The organism is Planococcus dechangensis (assembly GCF_042654465.1).
Classification (GTDB): domain Bacteria; phylum Bacillota; class Bacilli; order Bacillales_A; family Planococcaceae; genus Planococcus; species Planococcus dechangensis.
In genome coordinates, this window is sequence record NZ_JBHSGL010000005.1 from 475,899 (window position 1) to 496,756 (window position 20,858).

A 20,858-nucleotide genomic window follows, 5' to 3' on the forward strand; every position below is an offset into this window, starting at 1 on the left:
TGAATTATTAAACATGCATCTTAGAGATTCCACAAATTGTCTTCGTTTAACAATTACAGGCACTTCGCGAACCTTTGTTCCGTTCAGCTGAATAATTCTTTATGGATACAGACGGTTCAACAAACGCGGGAATGGAATCGACTCGCGAACATGTTCCGCGCCGCTGATCCAAGCTACGGTGCGTTCAAGGCCAAGGCCAAAACCGGAATGCGGGACCGCGCCGTATTTGCTTAGGTCGAGATACCATTCGTATGCCGTTTCATCCAAATTATGCTCTTGGATACGCTTTTTCATCAATTCGTAATCGTGGATTCGCTCAGAACCGCCGATGATTTCTCCATAGCCTTCTGGCGCGATCATGTCTGCACATAATACGACGTCATCACGCTCTGGATGAGGTTGCATGTAAAACGGCTTAATGCCAATCGGGTAATGGGTGATGAAAATCGGCATATCATAGCTCTCTGCTAAAGCCGTTTCATGCGGCGCACCGAAATCCTCGCCCCATTTGATATCATCAAAACCATTTTCGTTGAGCCATTTGATGGCATCGTCATAAGTGACGCGCGGGAATGGCGCTTTGATTTTTTCAAGTTTCGATGTGTCACGCCCTAGACGCTCCAGTTCAATCTGGCAGTTTTTCAAGACCGATTGCACGATATGTGAGACATACTGTTCTTGCACTTCCAAGCTTTCTGCGTGTTCTACAAACGCCATTTCCGGCTCGATCATCCAAAACTCGATTAAATGACGGCGCGTTTTCGATTTCTCTGCACGGAAAGTCGGGCCGAATGAGAACACTTTCCCAAGCGCCATCGCTGCCGCTTCCATGTACAATTGACCGGATTGCGAAAGATATGCATCTTCATCAAAATATTTTGTCGCAAACAGTTCAGATGTACCTTCTGGTGATGAGCCCGTCAAAATCGGCGGGTCCACCTTGACGAATCCGTTGTCGTTGAAAAACTCATATGTTGCACGGATGATTTCGTTGCGTATCTTCATGATGGCATGCTGTTTTCTTGAACGCAGCCACAAATGACGATTGTCCATCAAGAATTCGGTGCCGTGCTCTTTCGGCGTAATCGGAAAATCTGTCGCTTCATGGATGACTTCGATATCAGTGATTGCAAGCTCATAACCGAACGCCGAGCGCTCATCTTCTTTTACTTGCCCTGTCACATAAAGTGAAGTTTCCTGCGTTAACGCTTTTGCTTTAGCGAAAATTTCTTCGCCGGCTTCCGCTTTGACAACGACGCCTTGGACGAATCCAGAGCCATCGCGCAATTGAAGAAAGGCGATTTTTCCGCTCGAACGTTTATTGGCGACCCAAGCGCCTAATTTAATTGTTTGTCCATTATATTTTGCCATTTCGGCAATCGTGATTTTTTTCATCTGTAAAATAGCCTCCAACTGTATATTGCTTATTCTTTCCAATGCTTTTGAACAAATTCGTTGATCCGCTCGACAGCTTGTTCCAGTAATTCAAGAGATGTTGCGTATGACAAACGGATTGTGGAATGCGCACCGAAGCCTGACCCCGGAATCACGGCTACGTTCGCTTCTTCCAATAAGGCTTGTGCGAATTCATCCACCGAGGAAAAGCCGGTTTTCGCTACCGCTTCTGATACATCCGGCAATAAATAAAATGCGCCTTGCGGATGCAATACGGTGAAGCCAGGTATTGCTGTAAGTTTCGGGAATATCGCTTCCAAGCGGCTTTCGAACGCTTGGCGCATCTCTTCCACAGCATCTTGCGACCCATTATATGCTTCGATCGCCGCATATTGTGATGTCGTCACTGGATTGGACGTTGAGTGGCTTGCAAGGTCAGTCATCGCTTTGATCAATTCTTTGTCGCCTGCAGCATATCCGATGCGCCAGCCGGTCATTGAATGGGATTTAGATACCCCGTTGATGATGATTGTTCGGGCTTTCGCATCTTCCGACAATTCAGCGACAGATGTATGGGTCGCGTTGCCGTAGATCAATTTTTCATAAATCTCATCGGAAACGATCAATATATCCGCTTTGCGGCATACTTCCGCTAATTCTTGCAATTCTTCTTTCGTGTAAATCATTCCAGTCGGATTGCTCGGCGAGTTGATGATAACCGCTTTGGTGCGGTCGGTAATCGCTTCGCTCAATTGCTGGGGAGTGATTTTATACGATTGGCTGGCAGTCGCTTCAACATAGACCGGTACGCCTCCAGCCAACTTCACTTGTTCTGGATAGCTCACCCAATATGGAATCGGAATGATGACTTCGTCGCCTTCATTCAACAGCACTTGGAACAATGTATAAAGGACGTGTTTCGCCCCAATACCGACCATAATTTCAGGTTTTTCGTAGGAAAGGCCCTGATCACGCTGCAGCTTGTCCTGAATCGCCTGTTTCAGCTCCGGCAGACCGCCAGCTGGCGTATATTTCGTTTTGCCTTGTTGCATCGAGCGAGTGGCAGCATCCAAAATGTTTTGCGGTGTATTGTAATCCGGTTCGCCTGCCCCAAGACCGATGACATCGACGCCTTGTGCTTTCAATTCGTTTGCTTTCGCTGTAATTGCCAACGTTGTCGAAGGCGTTAAAGTTTTTACACGATTTGCTAATGTTAACAAATTTCTCAACCCTTTCACAAATTCAGTATGCGTTTCCACCATGTGCCGTCTTCTGCCAATAGATAGACATAATTCAGCCGGTCGGCTTCGTTCAGGAAGGCGATTTCCCATACCGCTCCAGCACTTTCCATGCCGAGCTTTGTATGGAGGATTTTCTTCACTTCCATGTCTTCTTGAACAATCTCACGCGCTTGTTGTGCGGTCACCAGTTCATCCAGCATCAGTGTTTCCATCTCCCCTTCTTGAGGAACGAAAACGGCCTTCAATCTGCCTTCTTCATCCGTACCGAGAACCGTCACGGATTGTGCGGCACTCGTATAGACATACGCGCGGTCTACATCCGTCAAGGCCCCGTCTTCTTCTACCTGTTCAATAGCTGATTGCTCGGCTTCTGAAAACGGCTTATTGCCCAAAAATAAAATAACGAGGACGATTGCCATAGTCAGAAAAGCGAGGAAAACAACAATAAATTTCATCCATTCTTTCATATGATCACCTAAGTTTTATAAACTGTAAAAACCGCTTTTGTCTGGTCGTCTTTATCAAGCGCCAACCCAAACATCAAATCACGGTCTTTCAATGTCCGGTTTAATGCATCGACCACTTTGTACAGGTCAGCTTGGTAGTCGACTTGCACAGTCGTTAATACTTCGATTTTCGACTCCATTGTTCGGCACTTCCTTTCGATTGAGGGCGAAGCTTGGTCCGCTTCAACGCTATGTATCCCCCGCTTCTTTTAGAGGAAATTCGGCAAACCGTCAAATTCTGGTTGGGCCAACTCCAGTTTGGCAATAGACAATCCTTGCCGAGTTGGTGTTTCACTTTATCCCTGCTTATTATACCAATGTTCAATATCCGTTACCATCTTTTCCAAAGACACTTTCGCGATCGGCACATCCGGCAAAGCTTGCAGAAATTCCTGACCATACGATTTCGTTTCGATGCGGCGATCCAATACGATGAACAAGCCCTTATCATCTTTCGAACGGATCAAGCGGCCGAAGCCTTGGCGTAGTCGCAGAACGGCTTCAGGCAAGGCATAATGCAGGAACGGGTTGACGCCTTCTTTAGAAATGATGCGCGACTTCGCTTTAAATACTGGCTCTTCAGGAGATGTAAATGGCAGCCTGACGACCACGACTGCGCGTAGTGCATCCCCTGGCACATCGACGCCTTCCCAAAAACTGTTCGTTCCAAACAACACGGACTTTTGAAAGCGTTGGAATGATTTCAACAGCTTCATCCGGCTGCCTGAGGACATCCCTTGTGCAAACAGCATGTAATCATCCAACAACTGGGAATCCTGAATTAAATCGACTGTTTTCCGGAGCATATCCTGTGAGGTAAACAACACGAAACAGCGGCCCTCCGTCACAAGCACCGTTTGAGAAACAGCATCTGCCACCGACTCGATGTATTCATGTTGTGCGACTTGCTGGATATCCGGCATATCTTCCACAATATATACTTTTGCCCCGCTATAAAATTGATCAGCCGGTTCGAATTTCTCGATGGGGACATGGAGTGGTATGCCCAACTGATTGACGATAAAGCGTTCGTTAGAGGGGACGCTCATCGTGCCTGAAAGCCAAATGACTGCTTTTTTACCTCGTGCCTCCCCAATCACTTTATCGACGAGCGATGCCACTTCATAAGGCCGTTTGTAAAGCGACAAACTGGTTGGCATGCTACGCAAGTCGCCTTCGATCCAAGACACTTCGTCTTCTTTTGGAAATACGAAAATCTCACTGAATTCCACCGCTTTGAGTATCAATTCTTCTGTCCAATAGCGGAAATCGGCAACGATCAGACGATCAGCCATCGTCAATTCCGTAAAGCGTTCAGCTTTTTGCAATATCGTCTGTGCAATATCGATCCAGCTGTTTAAAAAGCGCAGCAGTTCCAAAAAAGGTGCCCGATCGAAATCCAACTCGTCCAGCAGCGCGGCACATTTTTTCTGCCGGCTATTATAGAATTTTTCTTGAAAAACTTGAGCCAAATCAAGTGAAATGGCATCGAACAAACTGGTGAACTTCAAAAACAGTGATTCCATTTGAAGCAGCTCTGGCACTCTTGCAAACCGGTGCGCTTCCGCAATGCGGTAAAACGCCGCGAACAGCTGGTTTTCATCAAAGCTGCCAACCTGCCCGAAGACGTAGCGCCACTGGGTGTAGACAAAAGTCTTCTCTTTGTGGGCGACTGCCGCCTGCACCACTTGATGCGCTTCGTCCCATATATAAGCATCGACATTATTCAGCACGGAGCGCTTTTTTGTATGGGGATTCAACAAAAAGGCGTGGTTGGTCACGATGACATGGGCGTGTTCTGCCTCACTCAATGCGTATTCATAAAAATCTACGTTTTTTTCCTCACGGCTCAGTTTGCGTAAATGCGAGCGCCGGACTTTGTCGATCAGCAATTGCCCGCCGCTAGATGCATTCAACTCATTCAGGTCCCCAGATCGGGTAGCAGTCAGCCACACAAGTATCTGCATAATCGTGAAGGTTTCATCATAAGACTCATCATCGCCATGCAGCAGTTCGAAAAAGCGGCTCAAATCGATATAATGAGCCAACCCCTTGATCAACGATACGCGAACGCCGGTCCCTAAAAATTGCTCTGCGAGTTTCACTTCTTTTGAAACGAGCTGATCTTGCAGATGGGTTGTATAAGTACTGACCACTACTTGTTTACCGGTTTCAAGCGCATATGACGCTGCCGGCAGCAAGTATCCAAGTGTCTTGCCCATTCCTGTCGATGCTTCGATGACTAGCTCTTTGCGCCCGCGAATTGCCCGGTCAATCGATTGCATCATTGCCACTTGGCTTGGGCGATTTTCATAATTCGGCATAATCTTCTCCAACCCGCTGCGCCAATCTGCAAGCGGCGCACCAGATACTAAGCCCCGCTGGCTGGTTTTCGCCACGATGGGAATGCCGCGGAAACGCTCGAAATCGTCCGCTTGGCTAATGCGCTTGTGCTGGGTGATTTCAAATAATAAGCGCGACAAATCGGATTTTAATTGGAATGATCGCTTATGCAATAACACCAAAGTATCATATGGAAGCTCCATTAACGCCTGTTTCGCTTTTAAGAACAGCTCGGCCGTGGCAAAAGCATCGTCATCTGCGCGATGGGCGCTTTTGAGTGCGATGCCTTGTTCTGCCACAATATCCTGCAGTTTATAGCTGAAAGCGGTCGGATAGACGAGGCGCGCGAGTTCTACCGTATCCATCGCAAGCCCGTGCCACATTGGCAGGCCCGCCCGTTTTAGTTCCGCCTGAAGAAACGGCAAATCGAAATGGATGTTATGCGCGACAAAAATCGTTCCTTCCAAACGTCTGAAAACTTCTTCCGCATAAAACTCGAACGGTTCAGCATCTGCCACGTCCTGTTCTGTAATATTGGTCAAATCTTGTATGAATGCAGGGATTTTCCGCTGCGGATTGATGAATTTCGTATATGTATCAGTGATTTCACCTTGTTCGATGGTCACCATTGCCAGTTGGATAATCCGATCACCTTTTGCAGGGGAATGGCCCGTTGTTTCGATGTCAACAACGATATATTTTTGGGAATTCATAATAACCCCTCTTTCTCAGGTGGTTCTCTCACGAAAAATTGTAACATATTCCAAGGCTGTTCGCCGTCTCTAACCTTACGAAAAATAAACACCGCAATGAGGAAATCGCACTTTCCTCTTGCGGTGTTCAACTGCCGTAATATTACATGATGGTAGCTTCAGGCTCGTAATGGATGATTTCCTTGATGGAATTGTCCGCATTCATAATTGCAACGGTCGGCTTATGGTCGCGCGCATCTTTGTCCATGACGTATCCGTAAGACAAAATAATGACGATATCCCCACGTTGGACAAGTCGCGCCGCCGCGCCGTTGACGCAAATGACGCCGCTCCCGCGCTGACCGGCGATAATGTAAGTTTCAAAACGGGCTCCGTTATTATTGTTGACGATATGGACTTTTTCGTTCGGCAACATGCCGACTGCATCCAACAGATCTTGATCGATTGTAATGCTGCCAACGTAATTCAAATCGGCTTCTGTCACTGTAGCACGGTGGATTTTGGAATTGAGCATCATTCTAAGCATAGTTCAGTTCTCCTTTAACGTGAAAATGATATTGTCGATAAGACGGGCACGTTCGAACTGCACAGCAAGTGCGAGGATCGCCTGGCCGTCCGGGCTTGGCGTCAAATCAGGATAAGACAGCAGCTCGACATAGTCGATGACACCAGATGTTTCGCTTTGTAGAAAACCTTTCATTTCAGAAACAGGGTCGCGCCCTTGCATGGCAGCTTTTTTCCCGAGCTTTAACGCTTCATAAAGCTTCGGTGCTTGCTTGCGCTCCGCTTCGCTTAAATAGACATTGCGAGAACTCTTTGCCAGTCCATCCTTTTCGCGCACCGTCGCCACACGGTGAATCTCCATCGGAAAATTAAAATCACGAACGAGCGACTCGATGATGGCCAATTGCTGGGCATCCTTTTGCCCGAAATAGGCGATGTCGGGTTCAGCAAGGTGGAATAACTTTGTTACCACTTTCAAGACGCCATCAAAATGGCCCGGCCGGCTCGCACCGCATAAAACGGATGCCAGTGGTCCCGCGCTGATTGAAAGCTGCGACTTGCGCGGATACATTTCTTCAGCAGACGGTGCAAAAATTACGTCAACCCATGCTTGTTCCGCGAGCATGCTGTCCCGCTCGAAATCACGCGGGTAACGGTCGAAATCTTCGTTGGGCCCGAATTGTGCGGGATTGACGAAAATACTCATGACGACGAAATCATTTTCCGCTTTCGCCTGTTCGACGAGCGATAAATGCCCTTCGTGCAAAAAACCCATTGTCGGCACCAATCCGATCGTTCGTCCGCTTTTCTTCACTTCCCTGACCCACGCTTTAAAGTCCTGTAAACTGTTTAGCACTTGCATGTTTTCCTCTCCTTTTTAGGAGAAAACCATATAAAAAGCCTTCTGTCGGAAGACAGAAGGACAGAAAATTCCAATTCGGTTTCCTCCGTCCCTGTCATGCGCTGATCAAGGCAGATTTGTATACAATTGTGTTTGCTGTTTGCGTTGCTGCGGTGCAGTTCGCTATGGATACTGCCCGTTATTTTCACTATAGCAGAATTTCTTGGAATTGCCTATATCCATTACTTCAGTTCAATATCGGCCGAATAAATGCCATGTAGCTTACCATCTGCCGTCCTGAGCTGCAAGACACCATCTTCTGTAATCCCTTCGGCTATGCCTTCTAAAGTTTCTTTCGACATCCGTGCGCGCACGGCTTTGCCGATTGTCGCTGAATGCGCTTCCCATAATTGCTTTAAGGGAGAAAAGCCGTGCTCGATATACATGTCTGTATAACGTTCTAAACAACGTAAAATCTCCTGCGCCAATTCGCGGCGATTTACAATCGTGCCCGACTCCAGGCTTAACGATGTGGCGATGTCTTGCACAGAAGCATCAAAATCATCCAATTGCTGATTGACATTGACGCCAATACCGATGATCAGCGCCTGAATGCCATCCGCATCCGACTGGAGTTCAGTCAAGATGCCAGTCGCTTTTTTCGCTCCGAATAAAATGTCATTCGGCCATTTGATCATCGGCTCAAGACCCGTGACTTGCTGTATGGCACGGACGACTGCCACGGCTGCCACCAGCGTAAACTGAGGAGCTTGGTGGGGCGGTACGTCCGGCCGCAGGATGACACTCATCCAAATCCCTTTGCCGTGCGCAGAGTCCCATTTCCTCATCAATCGCCCTCTGCCTTCGGTCTGCAGTTCGGCAATGACGACCGTTCCATCTGCAGCGCCTTCTTGCGCTAATTTATGGGCGACGATTTGCGTCGATGCACATTGTTCCAAGTGGGTAATATGGTTGCCGATCTTTCTTGTGTTAAGACCGTTCTGCACAGAAAAAGCTTCCAAATTATCCGGGCTCTTGGTGATCCGATAGCCTTTTTTGCGCACCGAATCGATCTCGTAGCCCATTTCCTCAAGCTCTTTCATATGCTTCCATATAGCTGTACGGGATATGCCGAATTCCTCAGCCAACTGCTGTCCGGATACAGGCTCTTCCCCTGCTGAGAGCAACCTTTTTGCCAGTTCAAGTGTGACGGTGATATTCATTAAGAAACCAGTCCTTTATGCGTTCTTTGTCATTGGCTAAACGGCGAACAACGACCGCTTGCTCAATTTGGAAGATCCATTGTTTTAGCCATGGACCTGCTTTTTTCCCGGTCCACTCCATCAAATCATTGCCGCCCACTGTTAAATCGGACTTTGTCCGGATCGGCAAAGCTGCTTGACGTTCGGTGATCGCTTCTTGTTGATGGCTAACAGCTTGCGCGATTTTCAATTGTCGCTCTGTATAGTGATAATAATCCCAATCGGTCCATGCTTCCAAACGGCTTGCATCGACTGCACGCTGTAAATCCTGTTTGTCCTGGTTAGAAAAGCGGTAGGGGCGTATTTCTTCAAAAGTCTTGTCGTTGTGGTGCAAAAGGTAAAGCCAACCGGCGAGCGGCTCGTCTCCAGGTGCATAGCGCGACCAGTCAAGCGCAAACAATCCACCTGCCGGCAAGTATACATTCAATTCCGTCTCAAGCATATAGTCCATGCTAATGCCCGGAGCCCTTGAGACCAATACTTTGTCCAACTCCGCTTTAATCCGTTCGATTGCCACTGAACGGATTAAAGCGGCATGCTGTTTAATGGCCTGCAATGTCTCTGTATCAATGCGAAACTCGAGCTGGCCTGAAAAGCGGATGGCGCGCAGCATGCGCAGCGCATCTTCAGAAAAACGTTCTTCAGCCTGTCCAACTGCCCGAATTAGCCCACTGTTTAAATCCGTTTTTCCGCCAAACGGATCGATGATTTCCATAGCTTCTGTCATCGCCATCGCGTTGATGGTGAAATCACGGCGCCGTAAATCTTCTTCCAGGGAATTTACAAACTCCACTTTATCCGGCCGCCGATTATCCGAGTAGCCGCTTTCTGTCCGGAATGTCGTCACTTCCGTTCCTGCGCCGCCAAACAGCACCAGTACGGTACCATGTTCAATGCCTGTGTCCACCGTCCGTTCAAACAAAGCTTTGACTTGCTGTGGGGTGGCGGAAGTCGCAACATCGATATCATGCGGCGTGACGCCGCGTAAATAGTCCCGGACGGCGCCGCCGACCATATATGCTTCAAAACCCGCTGCTTTTAAGCGGGCGATAATCACTTTGGCATTCTTCATTGAGTTTCCGCCTTGTCCAGTAATCGGGCATAAAGCGCTTCGTATTCGGCAAGGATTTTTTTGGAGCTGAAACGTTCTGTGGCTGTATGCAAAGCAGCTTTAGCCATGTGCTCGTGCAGTGTGTCATCGTTTAAAATGCGGATAGCCGCCTGGGCTGCTGCATCGCTATCGCCCAACTCCACTAAATAGCCGTTTTTGCCGGGTTCGATTATTTCTGGAATGCCGCCGATACGCGTGCCAATTGCCGGCACCCCACAAGCCATCGCTTCAAGCAACACTAGCCCGAACGCTTCTTTTTCCGACATCAGCAATTTCACATCGCTCATGCTGTACAATTCCGATAAATTATCGCGTTTTCCGAGAAACAATACATCTTTTTCCATCTGCAGGTCTTTCACTTGCTGATGTATGCCGCTCATTTCCGGTCCATCCCCAACAAGCAGCAGTTTGGCGTCCACCGCTCTACGTACTTTCGCAAAAGTAGCAACAACATCTTCGACACGTTTTACTTTGCGGAAATTCGACACATGGATCAAAACTTTTTCATCTACTGCAATGCCAAGTTCCTGTTTTAATACTGAAGAGTCACGCACATGATATTCGCGTTCATCAACAAAATTATGGACTGTTTCAATCTTCTGGTCCGGAGCGATCATGTCATAAGTTTGCTGTTTCAGCGAATCCGACACAGCGGTCACAATATCGGACTTTTCGATGCCATAGCGGATAGCACCCTTGAGCGAACTGTCCGTACCGAGAACCGTAATATCGGTACCGTGCAAAGTCGTCACGATGCCGATATCACTTCCTGCCATATCGCGTCCAAGTATCGCACAGACAGCATGGGGTATCGCGTAATGGACATGCAATAAATCGAGTTGTTCATTTTTGATCACTTCTGCTATCTTAGTCGCCAATGCTATGTCATACGGGGCATATTGAAATACGGAATAGCTATTGACGTCCACTTGGTGGCTGAATATATTGGCATACAGACGGTTCAGGCGGAAAGGCGTACTAGACGTGATGAAATGGATTTCATGGCCTTTTTCAGCCAACATTTTTCCCAGTTCTGTCGCGATGACGCCAGAACCGCCGACCGTCGGATAACATGTAATGCCGATTTTCATTTTTCGCACAGTTTTTCCTCCTATTTTCGGCGCTCGTTTAAAAGTCGCCAATCGACCAAGCCTTTTTCTAGGCCTTTCAGGAGCACTTCAGCTGTTCCCATATTGGTTGCCAGCGGAATTTGGTAGACATCGCACAAACGGATCAACGCAGTGACATCCGGTTCATGCGGCTGTGCTGTCAACGGATCACGGAAAAATATGATCATATCCATATTATTTTGTGCAATCATGGCACCAATTTGCTGATCTCCACCAAGCGGCCCTGATTGAAAACGGTGCACAGCAAGCCCCGTCTCATCGATGACACGCTGGCCGGTGGTGCCGGTGGCGAATAAATTATGTTTGGAAAGAATTGGCTTATAAGCCGTTGCAAATTGTATCAAGTCATCTTTTTTCCGGTCGTGGGCAATCAATGCGATGTTCATCCAATCGTCTCCTCTAGCCAATAATATGTTCTAGGCCATATATTAATTGCTGTCGTTCCATCACTTCACGGATCGACAGGCTGACTCCCGACATGAACGAACCTCGGTTAAAGGAATCATGGCGGAGCGTCAATAGCTGGCCTTCGCCGCCCAATAGCACTTGCTGGTGCGCAACTAGCCCTGGAAGACGGACACTATGGATGCGCATGCCTTCATAATCAGCGCCTCTAGCACCTGGCAATGTTTCTTTTTCATGTAAATGGCCTTGCGGATGGGCATTTCTTGTCGTGCTCATCATGTGAGCCGTCTTCATCGCCGTGCCAGAAGGGGCATCGAGTTTTTGGTCATGATGCATTTCGATGATTTCTACATCCGGCAAATACTTTGCGGCCTGCTCGGCGAACTTCATCATCAACACAGCACCCACTGCAAAGTTCGGTGCAATAATGCAGCCAAGAGCCGCACTTTCTGCCAGTTCGCTCAGTTCCTCCAGCTCCTCTGTCGAAAACCCGGTTGTCCCAACTACTGGGCGTATACCCAACTGCAAAGCTTGTTTCGTATGGGCATAAACGTGTTCTGGTGTCGTCAAATCCACCAATACATCCGGAGCGCATTGCTGATGAAGCGCTTGTAGCTCCGTGAACACAGGAACTTGAAAACTATCAGGGAACAATCCGGTATCCGCTAATGTTTTACCGATTTCTTTATAGTCCAGTGCCGCCACCAATTCCATGTCAGCATTTTCCATTACGGTATGTACAGCCTCTTTGCCCATCTTGCCGCGTGCTCCGGCTATCGCTACTTTTATCGTCATGATTGTTCTTCCTTTCTTGTCCAGCGATCTTTATCGCGTGTTTGGAACTTTTCTATCACCCGGTCGTGGGCATCCTGCAGATCGATATCAAGTGAGTTGGCCATGCTGATCAATACGAACAATACATCGCCCATTTCTTCTTCGATATTCCTTTCGGCTTCGCTCGACTTTTTCTTTTTCGGGCCGTAAACGTGATTGACTTCACGCGCCAGCTCCCCAAGTTCTTCAGTCATCCGTGCCAACATTTCCATCGGTGAAAAATAACCTTCTTTGAACTGTCCGATATACTCATCTACATCACGCTGCAGTTGACGCATGCTCTTTTCATCGTGCACTGTTATCACACTCCTCTTTCAATCGTAAAGAAAACAGAGGTTATTGTCAAAATCGGCTTTATGGAAGATAATACAGAAGTTGACGAAAGGGGTGCTTTAACTTATGAAAGAATTGAAATGGAAAAATATCTTTTTCATCGTTCTCGGCTCAGCCATTTATAGTTTTGGTTTTGTGCATTTTAATATTCAAAATGAGCTTGGAGAAGGCGGGTTTGCCGGCATTACCCTGATTCTATATTTCCTCTGGAATTGGGATCCGGCCTTGATGAATCTTTTACTGAACATCCCGTTGTTTTTTATCGGCTGGAAGCTGCTTGGCCGCAAAGTGTTATTGTATACCATCATTGGAACTGTGGCTGTTTCCTTGTTCTTAAAAATCTTCCTTACGTACCAAGTGCAAATCCCGCTTCGCGATGATTTATTTTTAGCGGCATTGTTCGCAGGCGTCTTTATCGGCATTGGCCTCGGAATCATCTTTCGCTATGGTGGAACGACTGGCGGAGTCGATATTATTGCAAGGCTCGTGCAAAAATACATCGGGTGGAGCATGGGCAAAACCATGTTCTTGTTTGACGCAATGGTCATTATGCTGTCTTGGCTGTCGTTTCTCGACTACCGCTCCGTTATGTACACGCTCGTCGCTGTTTTCGTCGGTGCGAGGGTTATCGATTTTGTCCAGGAAGGTGCCTATTCGGGACGCGGCGCATTGATCATTTCCAATTCACAAGAAGAAATCGCCAGCCGCATCGCCATTGAAATGGATAGAGGCAGCACCATTTTGCGCGGCTATGGCCATTTTACAAAAGAGGAACGTGAAGTGTTGTATTGCGTGGTAGCGCGTAATGAACTTGTGCGCTTAAAAAACATCGTCAATTCAGTTGACCCGCATGCTTTCGTCTCCTTGATTGAGGTGCACGACGTCATGGGTGAAGGATTCACGCTTGATGAGCAAAAGCAGCCGATTTAACGGCTGAGTCCATAAAAAACCGGGCAGGAAAAGCATTCGCTTTTCCTGCCCGGTTTTATTTTTACGAACGATTCATGCTTGTATAGATTAGCAGCAAACGTGCAAGTTCGATAACCGCGACAGCTGTTGCTGCTACGTAAGTCATCGCCGCAGCGTTCAAAACTTTCTTAGCATGGCGTTCTTCTTCGTTGCGGATGATGTTGTGAGACAATAATTGGTCCATCGCCCGGTTGGATGCATTGAACTCGACCGGCAATGTCACCAATTGGAACAGCACACCGATTGCCAAAAGGACGATACCGATCAACAAAGCTCCGCTTATTTGAGCGAACAAGCCGATCATGATGAAGACCCAAGACATATTCGATGAAATATTGACTACCGGCACTAAACGGTGGCGGAAGCGCAAGAACGAATAGTCGGTCGCATCTTGAATTGCATGGCCGACTTCATGGGCTGCTACCGCTGTACCAGCGACAGAAGGCTCATGATAGTTGTGGCTGCTAAGCGCAACTGTTTTGGTCATCGGGTTGTAGTGATCGCTTAACATGCCCCGGCTTTCCACGACTTTAATGTTATGAAGGCCGTTTTGATCCAGGATAATGCGCGCCACTTCCGCTCCTGTATGCCCAGATGTCGAACGGACTTTGGAATACTTCTTATACGTACTTTTCAATTTCATTTGAGCCCAAATCGGCACAATCAACAAGACGATAAAATAAATCAAATAGCCGCCCAATCCCATTTATTGATCAACCTCTCTTTTTGTTTCTATAAGTCTATTTTACTTGTTTTTATTAGTCAGGGTCAACCGATACGCGCGGTTCTTCATGACGATTCAGTGAAGCGACAAACCAGGCAAATGCGATGCAGCCAATCGACAGCCAAAATGTGAAATAGCCGATTTGCGCACTGTACTCACTCAAACTGGAGTAAATAGGCATCTGGCCGAACACGTAATCGATGACGTCATTATGTAATGTCCAAACTGCGGCGAGCGCGACAGATAAGTAACCAAACCTGTAATGGTCGATATACAATACTGCCTGCAGCGCCATTGCAAAATGCGAAGCAACCAGCATCCAGCCAAGCCAACCGATAGAACCGGTTTCCCAAAGTGTCAATAGATTCATCACGACTGCCCACAGCCCATATTTGATCAAAGTCACAAATGCTAAGGCTTCCAAAAGCCGATTACGTTTTCCGATAATCCACAAACCGAGCACAATAGTAAAAAATAGGCTGGCAGTCGGGCTATCCGGTACAAAAATCAGAAAAATCGGTTCCGTGATACGTAATTGCCAACCATACCAAATATACCCATAAATCGTACCCCCCAAATTAACGAAAAACAATAAGATTAAAAAGGGGCGGAACATCAGCCAAGCCGATATTTTTGCAACAAGATGCATTAGCCATCATCCTTTCCTATGCAGAAAAAAAGAGCCGGTTTCCCGACTCTTTTTCGCCAACTTATTCAGCTTCCAGTCCAGAAATAAATTCTGACAGGACTTGCAGATCTTCATCAGATCCGCCGTCTTCCCAAGATGGCGGCATAACTTGCGCTCCATCTTTTTCGATACCGTTTACAGCGATTTCAGCGATTTCTTCAGGTGACAAGCCGGTTCCGACCAATGACGGTCCGACAGCTCCCTCAAGATTATCGCCGTGACAACTGATACAAGAAGCTTGGGTGTAAATTTCATACCCTGGGTCCTCTGTGTCAATCTCAGCTTCCTCTGTAATCTCGCCTTGGCGTGCTGCTGCTTCCCAGTCATGGTTAGCGACGGATTCATACGTCAAGAAGATAATCGAAGCAATTGCCAATAGCATAAAGCCAGTCGGCAATGGACGCTTGGATGGACGGCGTTCAGGGCCACGGTCGAGGAACGGAGCCAGCATCAAGGCACCGAATGCAAGACCCGGCATGATGATGGCGCCGACCACGTTAAATGGTCCGGACGCAAATTCATATTTCAATAATTGGTATAAGAACAAGAAATACCAGTCTGGCAGTGGAATATAAGCCGTGTTTGTCGGATCAGCCTGGCCTTCTAGAGGCGAAGGGTGAGCGACAGTCAAGAGCAAATACCCGATCAAGAAAACCGAACCGATCATCCATTCTTTCAAAAGGAAGTTCGGCCAGAAGGCTTCTGTTTTGCCAGGATATTCGGAGTAATCTTTCGGGATATTCGGCTTCCGAAACTCTTTGCTCGGTACGCGGGAATCCCCTACAAATTTCATCCCTTTTCCGCGGTGCATAGTGTCCCCTCCTTAAAATCCTTGGTTAAGGATGAATTACAATGGTCCTGAAATACCTTGTCTTCTAATCATGATAAAGTGTGCTGCGAGCAACCCAAGCAAAGCAGCAGGCAAGAAAAAGACGTGGATCGCGAAGAAGCGAGTCAATGTTTGAGCTCCAAGGATAGCTGTATCCCCTGCGAGCAAAATTTTGATGCTTTCGCCGATTACCGGTACAGAAGCTGCAATTTCAATCCCAACTTTTGTTGCGAACAATGCTTTCATGTCCCATGGAAGCAAGTAACCTGTGAAGGAAAGACCAAGGATTACGCCGAATAGCAATACTCCAACGACCCAGTTCAATTCACGAGGTTTCTTATATGAACCCGTAAAGAATACTCGCAGCGTATGAAGGAAAATCATAACTACTACAAGAGAAGCTCCCCAGTGGTGCATACCACGCACAATTTCTCCAAAAGCGACTTCATTCTGGAGATAATAAACCGACTGCCATGCATTTTCGATATCGGGTACGTAATACATCGTAAGGAACATACCAGATAAAATTTGGATGACTGTGATGAAGAATGTCAGTCCTCCGAAACAATAGACAAATGCTGAAAAGTGGTGTGCGGGGTTTACGTGCTCAGGTACTTCATGGTCTGCAATATCACGCCAGATCGGCGTAATGTCCAATCGCTCGTCTACCCAATCATATAACTTGTTTAGCACTGGTGTCGTACCCCCTAACTATTAAACTAAAGTATTTTCTTTTACTGCTCCGATGGCTACGAAACCATCTTGGTCTTCAACATCGAACTCATCGAGAGGGCCGATTGGCGGCGTACCTGGAACGTTAGCGCCATTTTTCTCGTAGCGACCAGCGTGGCACGGGCAGAAAAACTGTGACGGGTGTTCTGCATCTCCACCCCAGTTTACTGTACAACCCAAGTGCTTGCAGACAGGCGATAGTGCGATTAGCTTATCTCCATCTCTGAAAACCCATGCGGAGTTTGTGACGTCAGATGTATACCAGCCATCAACTTGTTCGTATGAAAAGTCAACTCGTACAGGTTCCTCTGTAATCTCAGAAACCGCTTGGTCAGTTAATACATAGTCTCCAACGCCTTTTTGCTGAAGTACTGGATCCACTGCAAAGCGAACCATTGGCATTAGCATCCCTGCTGCCATGAAGCCGCCCACACCTGTTAGTGTGTAACCTAAAAATTGGCGTCGTGATACACGATTATTACTCATCCTTTTCCCCCCTCTAACATTACAAGGTCAGTCCAATGGACATACTCATTCAAATATAATTACTAGGACAACCTAATGATATATCAATCAAAACTTAAGGTCAATATTGCATTCAGCTGAATGGAACACTTTGTGAACATTTCATGAATGATGTGTCCATTCTTTCGTAAACAGCGGCAGCACTTGCCGCAACTGGTCTTCCATAACCGATTTCTTGAAGCTCTGATCCATGTCTCCCGTTGGAATCGCCGGCAACCACAAAACGTTCGGCAAATCGGCCAATGCGCGCCACTGAGCATCCGCCGTCAAATAAAAAATATGTTTGAAACTGGTGTTTTTAAGTTCGGCCTGCAAGTCGCCAGCGAGGTTTGTACGGTCACAATCCTTAGCATAAGAAACAGGCGGAAACAGCAGTATCCGCCCTTTGAATTGCTTTTCCAGTATAGCAGTTAAGGATTGCATATATTCGGATGCGTTGGCGCTGGCTTTCATGCCGTTTTCACTCAAATCTAATTCAATTAACGGGATAACCGCCGTATCGACGTATTCTTTTTGTCCGATATATTGGTCAATATCTTTGCTTGTAAAATGCATGCGTCAGTTCACACTCCGTCTTTTTTCATCGATTTCACTGTAGCAAGCAGCGCAGAGAGATCATAGAACCGCTCCTTATCTCCCGCATCGAGTGCTTCATCGATTTTTTTCAGTATTGTTTCTACTTGATAAGAAGACAAGCTTTCTTTCAGTACCTGTTCTGCAAGCAGCCTGTCTTGTTCGCTGACAGCAGCACCTTTAGGCAAATGCGGATTCTCTTCCAATACGGCCAAATATAATGGAACGGGCGGTATACTTGGGAAATTCAATTGCACATAAAGAGCTTCCTCGGGGTGCAGCCTAAGATCGTGAAAGGACTTTTCGGCATCTGCTGTCATCAGTTTACCTTTATAGAACTGAAACGGGATCTCTTTAGATTCCGTTGTCGACATGACCATCGCGCGTGGGCAATAATGTGCTTCCTCGACAAAATGAGTCTTCTCCAATAATTCATCATTGCTTAATAAATAATTGAGGATCCAAATGCATTCACGCCTTTTCAGCTTATAAGAACCAAGAAACCAACGGACAAATTGTTTTTTCTCGCCTACAGAAACGGATGCTGTCAACTCGTCTCCCCCTTTCAGTCAAACGATTGCAGCCAATCAAACCATTGAGGGTTTTCCGGCTCCAACGCCTGCAGCTCTTTGATTATTTCGAGAGCGCGTTCCCGTTTCCCTTCTTCCACTAAAAATAACGCATACGATTCAAGGAAATTTGCGTCGTCAGCAAAAGCTGGGTGGGCTTTTCCGTAATATTCCAGCGCTAACTCGAATTGTTCTGTCCGATTATACGCTTGAGCAATCATCGGATACAGCGCATTCCAGTCGTTTCCGCTTGCGACTGCCATTGCCGCAAGCTCCAGTAACTCCTCGTCTTGCTCTTCGGCATTGAAATATGCCATTAAAGCATAGAGTGCTTCCATGTATTCAGGATCCAGCGCAATCGCTTGGCGCAGCATGTCAACGCCTTCTTCTTGCTTGCCGAGCTTGAGCGCCAATTTCCCTGCAAACAAATATAATTCCTTGTCGAACTCATCACGCGCCAAACCTTGTTTAATCGCCTCATAGGCTTTGTTGTATTCTTCGATCATATTGAAGCATTGCGCTTTCAATAAATAGGCAGAGAAATAATCCGGGTCGGCTTCCAACAACTCATCGAGCCTGCGCACCGATAATTCATACTGCTTGGACTGAAATGCAGCAAACGCCGCACCGAATAACACATCGGGCTTGGCTTCATCTTTCAACGCGCGTTCATAATGCGGCAGCGCTTCCTCATATGCGGCTCCAGCACTATAAACTTCCGCCAAACGCTCATTCAAATTAACGCCTTCGATGGAAACTTGGTTGCTTTCTAGCTCTTGGTAGATTCGCGCCGATTCCAAATAGCGTCCGGAATCGAGCAATAGTTCCGCTTTTGCCTGCTGCAAGAGCGGTTCATTGGGCATCAAATCGATCGCTTCATCCAAACGGTTTTCCGCCGCTTCGAGAAGTCCCTGTAATTGAAACAAATCAGCCAAGGCTACTAGCGCTTGCGGGTATAGCTCATCGCCTTTTTGTATTTCCATCAATTCGTTTAATGCATCATCTTCCAAATCGGCATCGATCAACAGATTGGCGCGGTCGATGCGCAGCTGGGTTTCTTCAGGGAACATAAATTGCAAATGCTCGACAACGCGCAGCGCTTCCTCGATAAACCCGATTTCCTGCAACCATTCCATGACCGCATATTGTTCATCTGGGTCGCCTTTTAGAAGGTATTGATCAAGCAGCGCATCCAGCGCTACTGTATCACCAGCCTCAACGGCTTGTTGAATTTTTTCCAAAGTTGCCATGTATATCACCTATTCTTTGCAGTTATATAGTTATCGTACACGAAACCATCATTGTAGCATAATAAAAACTCCCCCGAAGGAGAGTTATTGAACAAGCTTATCGAGATGGTCGAAAAAGCTCGGGTATGAGATGGAAATACAGCCGGGATCATCGATCGTTACCGGCCCTTCTGTGATAAGTGAAGCGACCGCGGCCATCATGCCGAGGCGGTGATCGCCGTAACTCATGCACGCGGCACCGCGCAGTTCAGTCGGGCCGTGGATGACCATGCCGTCCTCTGTCGCTTCAATGTCAGCACCTAGCTTTTTCAATTCTGTAACAACCGCTTGGATGCGGTCGGTTTCCTTGACGCGCAGTTCTTCCGCGTCGCGAATGATGGTCGTTCCAACTGCTTGTGTAGCAACAAGTGCAATAAGCGGTATTTCATCGATCAGGCGCGGAATGAGCGCTCCACCGATTTCCGTTGCCGTGAGTGCCGCACTGCGAATATGGACGTCTGCAGACAATTCACCTGGTGAATTGCGTTTTGCCAATCGAATATCAGCGCCCATCGACTCAAAAACATCCAATATGCCCGTACGCGTCGGATTGATGCCGACATTCTGCAGTTCAACATCACTGCCTTCAGCCACTAGGACAGCTCCCATCAAGAACGCGGCAGACGAAATATCTCCTGGAACTTGTACGTGTGCTGCACTGAGCTCCTGTCCGCCTGTTAAAGAGATGACATCTTCATGACGCGAGATGTCGGCACCAAAATGCTTCAACATTATTTCTGTATGGTCGCGCGACGCAACCGGTTCGTGGATGGTCGTCGTGCCTTCAGCCGACAATCCCGCGAGAAGGACAGCGGATTTCACTTGTGCGCTAGCAACCGGCATTGTATAGTCGATAGCCTTCAGCTGGGTTCCTTGAACCGCGAGCGGTGTAAAATGGCCGTTAGCGCGGCCGCGGATGTCTGCACCCATCAAACGCAGCGGCTCTACAATGCGCTTCATTGGGCGGCGCGCGATGGATTCATCGCCTGCCATGACCGAATGGAAGCCAGTCCCCGCCAGCAATCCGAGCATCAAGCGCGTTGTCGTCCCGGAATTCCCGGTGTCTAATACGGCTTCTGGCTCTTTCCAGGCTTTCCTACCGCCGCTTGAGACCGTCACTTGTTCGCCTTCTATTCGAATATCGATTCCAAGAGAACGGAAACAGCTGATGGTGCTCAGGCAATCATCCCCCATCAGGAAGCCTTCGATCGTCGTCGTTCCCTGTGCCAGCGCACCGAACATGACCGCACGGTGTGAAATGGATTTATCCCCGGGCACTTTTACGCTGCCGGACAGCGCAGGTTTTGCATAGCTGATCGTTTTGGACATGAATTTCATTCCT

The 20,858-nt window shown here is 47.5% G+C and carries 23 protein-coding genes; 1 reads left to right on the plus strand and 22 read right to left on the minus strand.

Annotated features, from left to right (window positions below):
- Positions 1–99: 99 nt before the first annotated feature.
- The 13 genes from asnS to ACFO5U_RS05645 all read right to left on the minus strand — a co-directional run bounded on the left by asnS (position 100) and on the right by ACFO5U_RS05645 (position 12,563).
- Positions 100–1,395 (minus strand): asparagine--tRNA ligase, encoded by a 1,296-nt coding sequence (gene asnS / locus ACFO5U_RS05585; protein ID WP_377277426.1) that lies wholly within the window; start codon positions 1,393–1,395, stop codon positions 100–102.
- A 29-nt stretch (positions 1,396–1,424) separates the two neighbouring features.
- Entirely contained in the window at positions 1,425–2,657 is a 1,233-nt protein-coding gene (locus ACFO5U_RS05590) for a pyridoxal phosphate-dependent aminotransferase (protein WP_377277428.1), read from the minus strand.
- Entirely contained in the window at positions 2,630–3,103 is a 474-nt protein-coding gene (locus tag ACFO5U_RS05595) for a cell wall elongation regulator TseB-like domain-containing protein (protein ID WP_377277429.1), read from the minus strand. Before ACFO5U_RS05595 ends, ACFO5U_RS05590 begins: the two co-directional genes overlap by 28 nt.
- 8 nt (positions 3,104–3,111) lie before the next feature.
- Entirely contained in the window at positions 3,112–3,282 is a 171-nt protein-coding gene (locus tag ACFO5U_RS05600) for a YpmA family protein (protein WP_377277431.1), read from the minus strand.
- Positions 3,283–3,438: 156 nt separating this feature from the next.
- Positions 3,439–6,198, minus strand: coding sequence for an ATP-dependent DNA helicase DinG (gene dinG / locus ACFO5U_RS05605; protein ID WP_377277433.1), 2,760 nt, complete (start codon positions 6,196–6,198; stop codon positions 3,439–3,441).
- Positions 6,199–6,340: 142 nt separating this feature from the next.
- Positions 6,341–6,724: an aspartate 1-decarboxylase gene (gene panD / locus ACFO5U_RS05610; protein ID WP_377277435.1), complete on the minus strand. Its 384-nt coding sequence runs from the start codon at positions 6,722–6,724 to the stop codon at positions 6,341–6,343.
- Between the two features lie 3 nt (positions 6,725–6,727).
- Positions 6,728–7,564: a pantoate--beta-alanine ligase gene (gene panC, locus ACFO5U_RS05615; protein WP_377277437.1), complete on the minus strand. Its 837-nt coding sequence runs from the start codon at positions 7,562–7,564 to the stop codon at positions 6,728–6,730.
- A gap of 221 nt (positions 7,565–7,785) precedes the next feature.
- Positions 7,786–8,766, minus strand: coding sequence for a biotin--[acetyl-CoA-carboxylase] ligase (locus ACFO5U_RS05620; RefSeq protein WP_377277438.1), 981 nt, complete (start codon positions 8,764–8,766; stop codon positions 7,786–7,788).
- Positions 8,744–9,877: a CCA tRNA nucleotidyltransferase gene (locus ACFO5U_RS05625; RefSeq protein WP_377277440.1), complete on the minus strand. Its 1,134-nt coding sequence runs from the start codon at positions 9,875–9,877 to the stop codon at positions 8,744–8,746. The genes ACFO5U_RS05620 and ACFO5U_RS05625 overlap by 23 nt, the downstream gene beginning before the upstream one ends.
- Positions 9,874–11,016, minus strand: coding sequence for an N-acetyl-alpha-D-glucosaminyl L-malate synthase BshA (gene bshA / locus ACFO5U_RS05630; protein ID WP_377277442.1), 1,143 nt, complete (start codon positions 11,014–11,016; stop codon positions 9,874–9,876). The genes ACFO5U_RS05625 and bshA overlap by 4 nt, the downstream gene beginning before the upstream one ends.
- An 11-nt stretch (positions 11,017–11,027) precedes the next feature.
- Positions 11,028–11,432 (minus strand): methylglyoxal synthase, encoded by a 405-nt coding sequence (gene mgsA / locus ACFO5U_RS05635; RefSeq protein WP_377277443.1) that lies wholly within the window; start codon positions 11,430–11,432, stop codon positions 11,028–11,030.
- A gap of 13 nt (positions 11,433–11,445) precedes the next feature.
- The gene (gene dapB, locus ACFO5U_RS05640; RefSeq protein WP_377277444.1) at positions 11,446–12,246 is read right to left on the minus strand and encodes a 4-hydroxy-tetrahydrodipicolinate reductase; all 801 of its coding nucleotides are present in this window, start codon (positions 12,244–12,246) and stop codon (positions 11,446–11,448) included.
- Positions 12,243–12,563, minus strand: coding sequence for a nucleotide pyrophosphohydrolase (locus ACFO5U_RS05645; protein WP_377279463.1), 321 nt, complete (start codon positions 12,561–12,563; stop codon positions 12,243–12,245). The genes dapB and ACFO5U_RS05645 overlap by 4 nt, the downstream gene beginning before the upstream one ends.
- A gap of 121 nt (positions 12,564–12,684) precedes the next feature.
- Here ACFO5U_RS05645 and ACFO5U_RS05650 point away from each other — a divergent pair, with 121 nt between their 5' ends.
- Positions 12,685–13,548 carry a YitT family protein gene (locus tag ACFO5U_RS05650; RefSeq protein ID WP_377277446.1) on the plus strand — a complete coding sequence of 288 codons (864 nt, stop codon included), beginning with the start codon at positions 12,685–12,687 and terminating at the stop codon, positions 13,546–13,548.
- Between the two features lie 61 nt (positions 13,549–13,609).
- Here the strand turns inward: ACFO5U_RS05650 and ACFO5U_RS05655 are convergent, their stop codons facing one another.
- From ACFO5U_RS05655 to aroA, 9 genes are all read right to left on the minus strand, one after another.
- Complete coding sequence (locus ACFO5U_RS05655) at positions 13,610–14,293, minus strand: zinc metallopeptidase (protein WP_377277447.1); 684 nt, start codon at positions 14,291–14,293, stop codon at positions 13,610–13,612.
- Positions 14,294–14,345: 52 nt separating this feature from the next.
- Positions 14,346–14,960 carry a lipoprotein heptaprenylglyceryl N-acetyltransferase LhaT gene (gene lhaT / locus ACFO5U_RS05660; protein ID WP_377277449.1) on the minus strand — a complete coding sequence of 205 codons (615 nt, stop codon included), beginning with the start codon at positions 14,958–14,960 and terminating at the stop codon, positions 14,346–14,348.
- A gap of 61 nt (positions 14,961–15,021) precedes the next feature.
- Complete coding sequence (locus ACFO5U_RS05665) at positions 15,022–15,810, minus strand: menaquinol-cytochrome c reductase cytochrome b/c subunit (RefSeq protein WP_377277451.1); 789 nt, start codon at positions 15,808–15,810, stop codon at positions 15,022–15,024.
- 36 nt (positions 15,811–15,846) lie between these two features.
- Positions 15,847–16,521 carry a menaquinol-cytochrome c reductase cytochrome b subunit gene (gene qcrB / locus ACFO5U_RS05670; protein WP_377277453.1) on the minus strand — a complete coding sequence of 225 codons (675 nt, stop codon included), beginning with the start codon at positions 16,519–16,521 and terminating at the stop codon, positions 15,847–15,849.
- Between the two features lie 21 nt (positions 16,522–16,542).
- Complete coding sequence (locus tag ACFO5U_RS05675) at positions 16,543–17,046, minus strand: QcrA and Rieske domain-containing protein (protein ID WP_377277454.1); 504 nt, start codon at positions 17,044–17,046, stop codon at positions 16,543–16,545.
- Positions 17,047–17,187: 141 nt separating this feature from the next.
- Entirely contained in the window at positions 17,188–17,640 is a 453-nt protein-coding gene (locus tag ACFO5U_RS05680) for a YpiF family protein (protein WP_377277456.1), read from the minus strand.
- 8 nt (positions 17,641–17,648) lie between these two features.
- The gene (locus ACFO5U_RS05685; protein WP_377277458.1) at positions 17,649–18,209 is read right to left on the minus strand and encodes a ReoY family proteolytic degradation factor; all 561 of its coding nucleotides are present in this window, start codon (positions 18,207–18,209) and stop codon (positions 17,649–17,651) included.
- 14 nt (positions 18,210–18,223) lie between these two features.
- A complete protein-coding gene (locus tag ACFO5U_RS05690; RefSeq protein ID WP_377277460.1) occupies positions 18,224–19,477 on the minus strand; it encodes a tetratricopeptide repeat protein in 1,254 nt (417 codons plus the stop codon).
- Between the two features lie 84 nt (positions 19,478–19,561).
- A complete protein-coding gene (gene aroA, locus ACFO5U_RS05695) occupies positions 19,562–20,845 on the minus strand; it encodes a 3-phosphoshikimate 1-carboxyvinyltransferase (protein ID WP_377277461.1) in 1,284 nt (427 codons plus the stop codon).
- Positions 20,846–20,858: the final 13 nt, after the last annotated feature.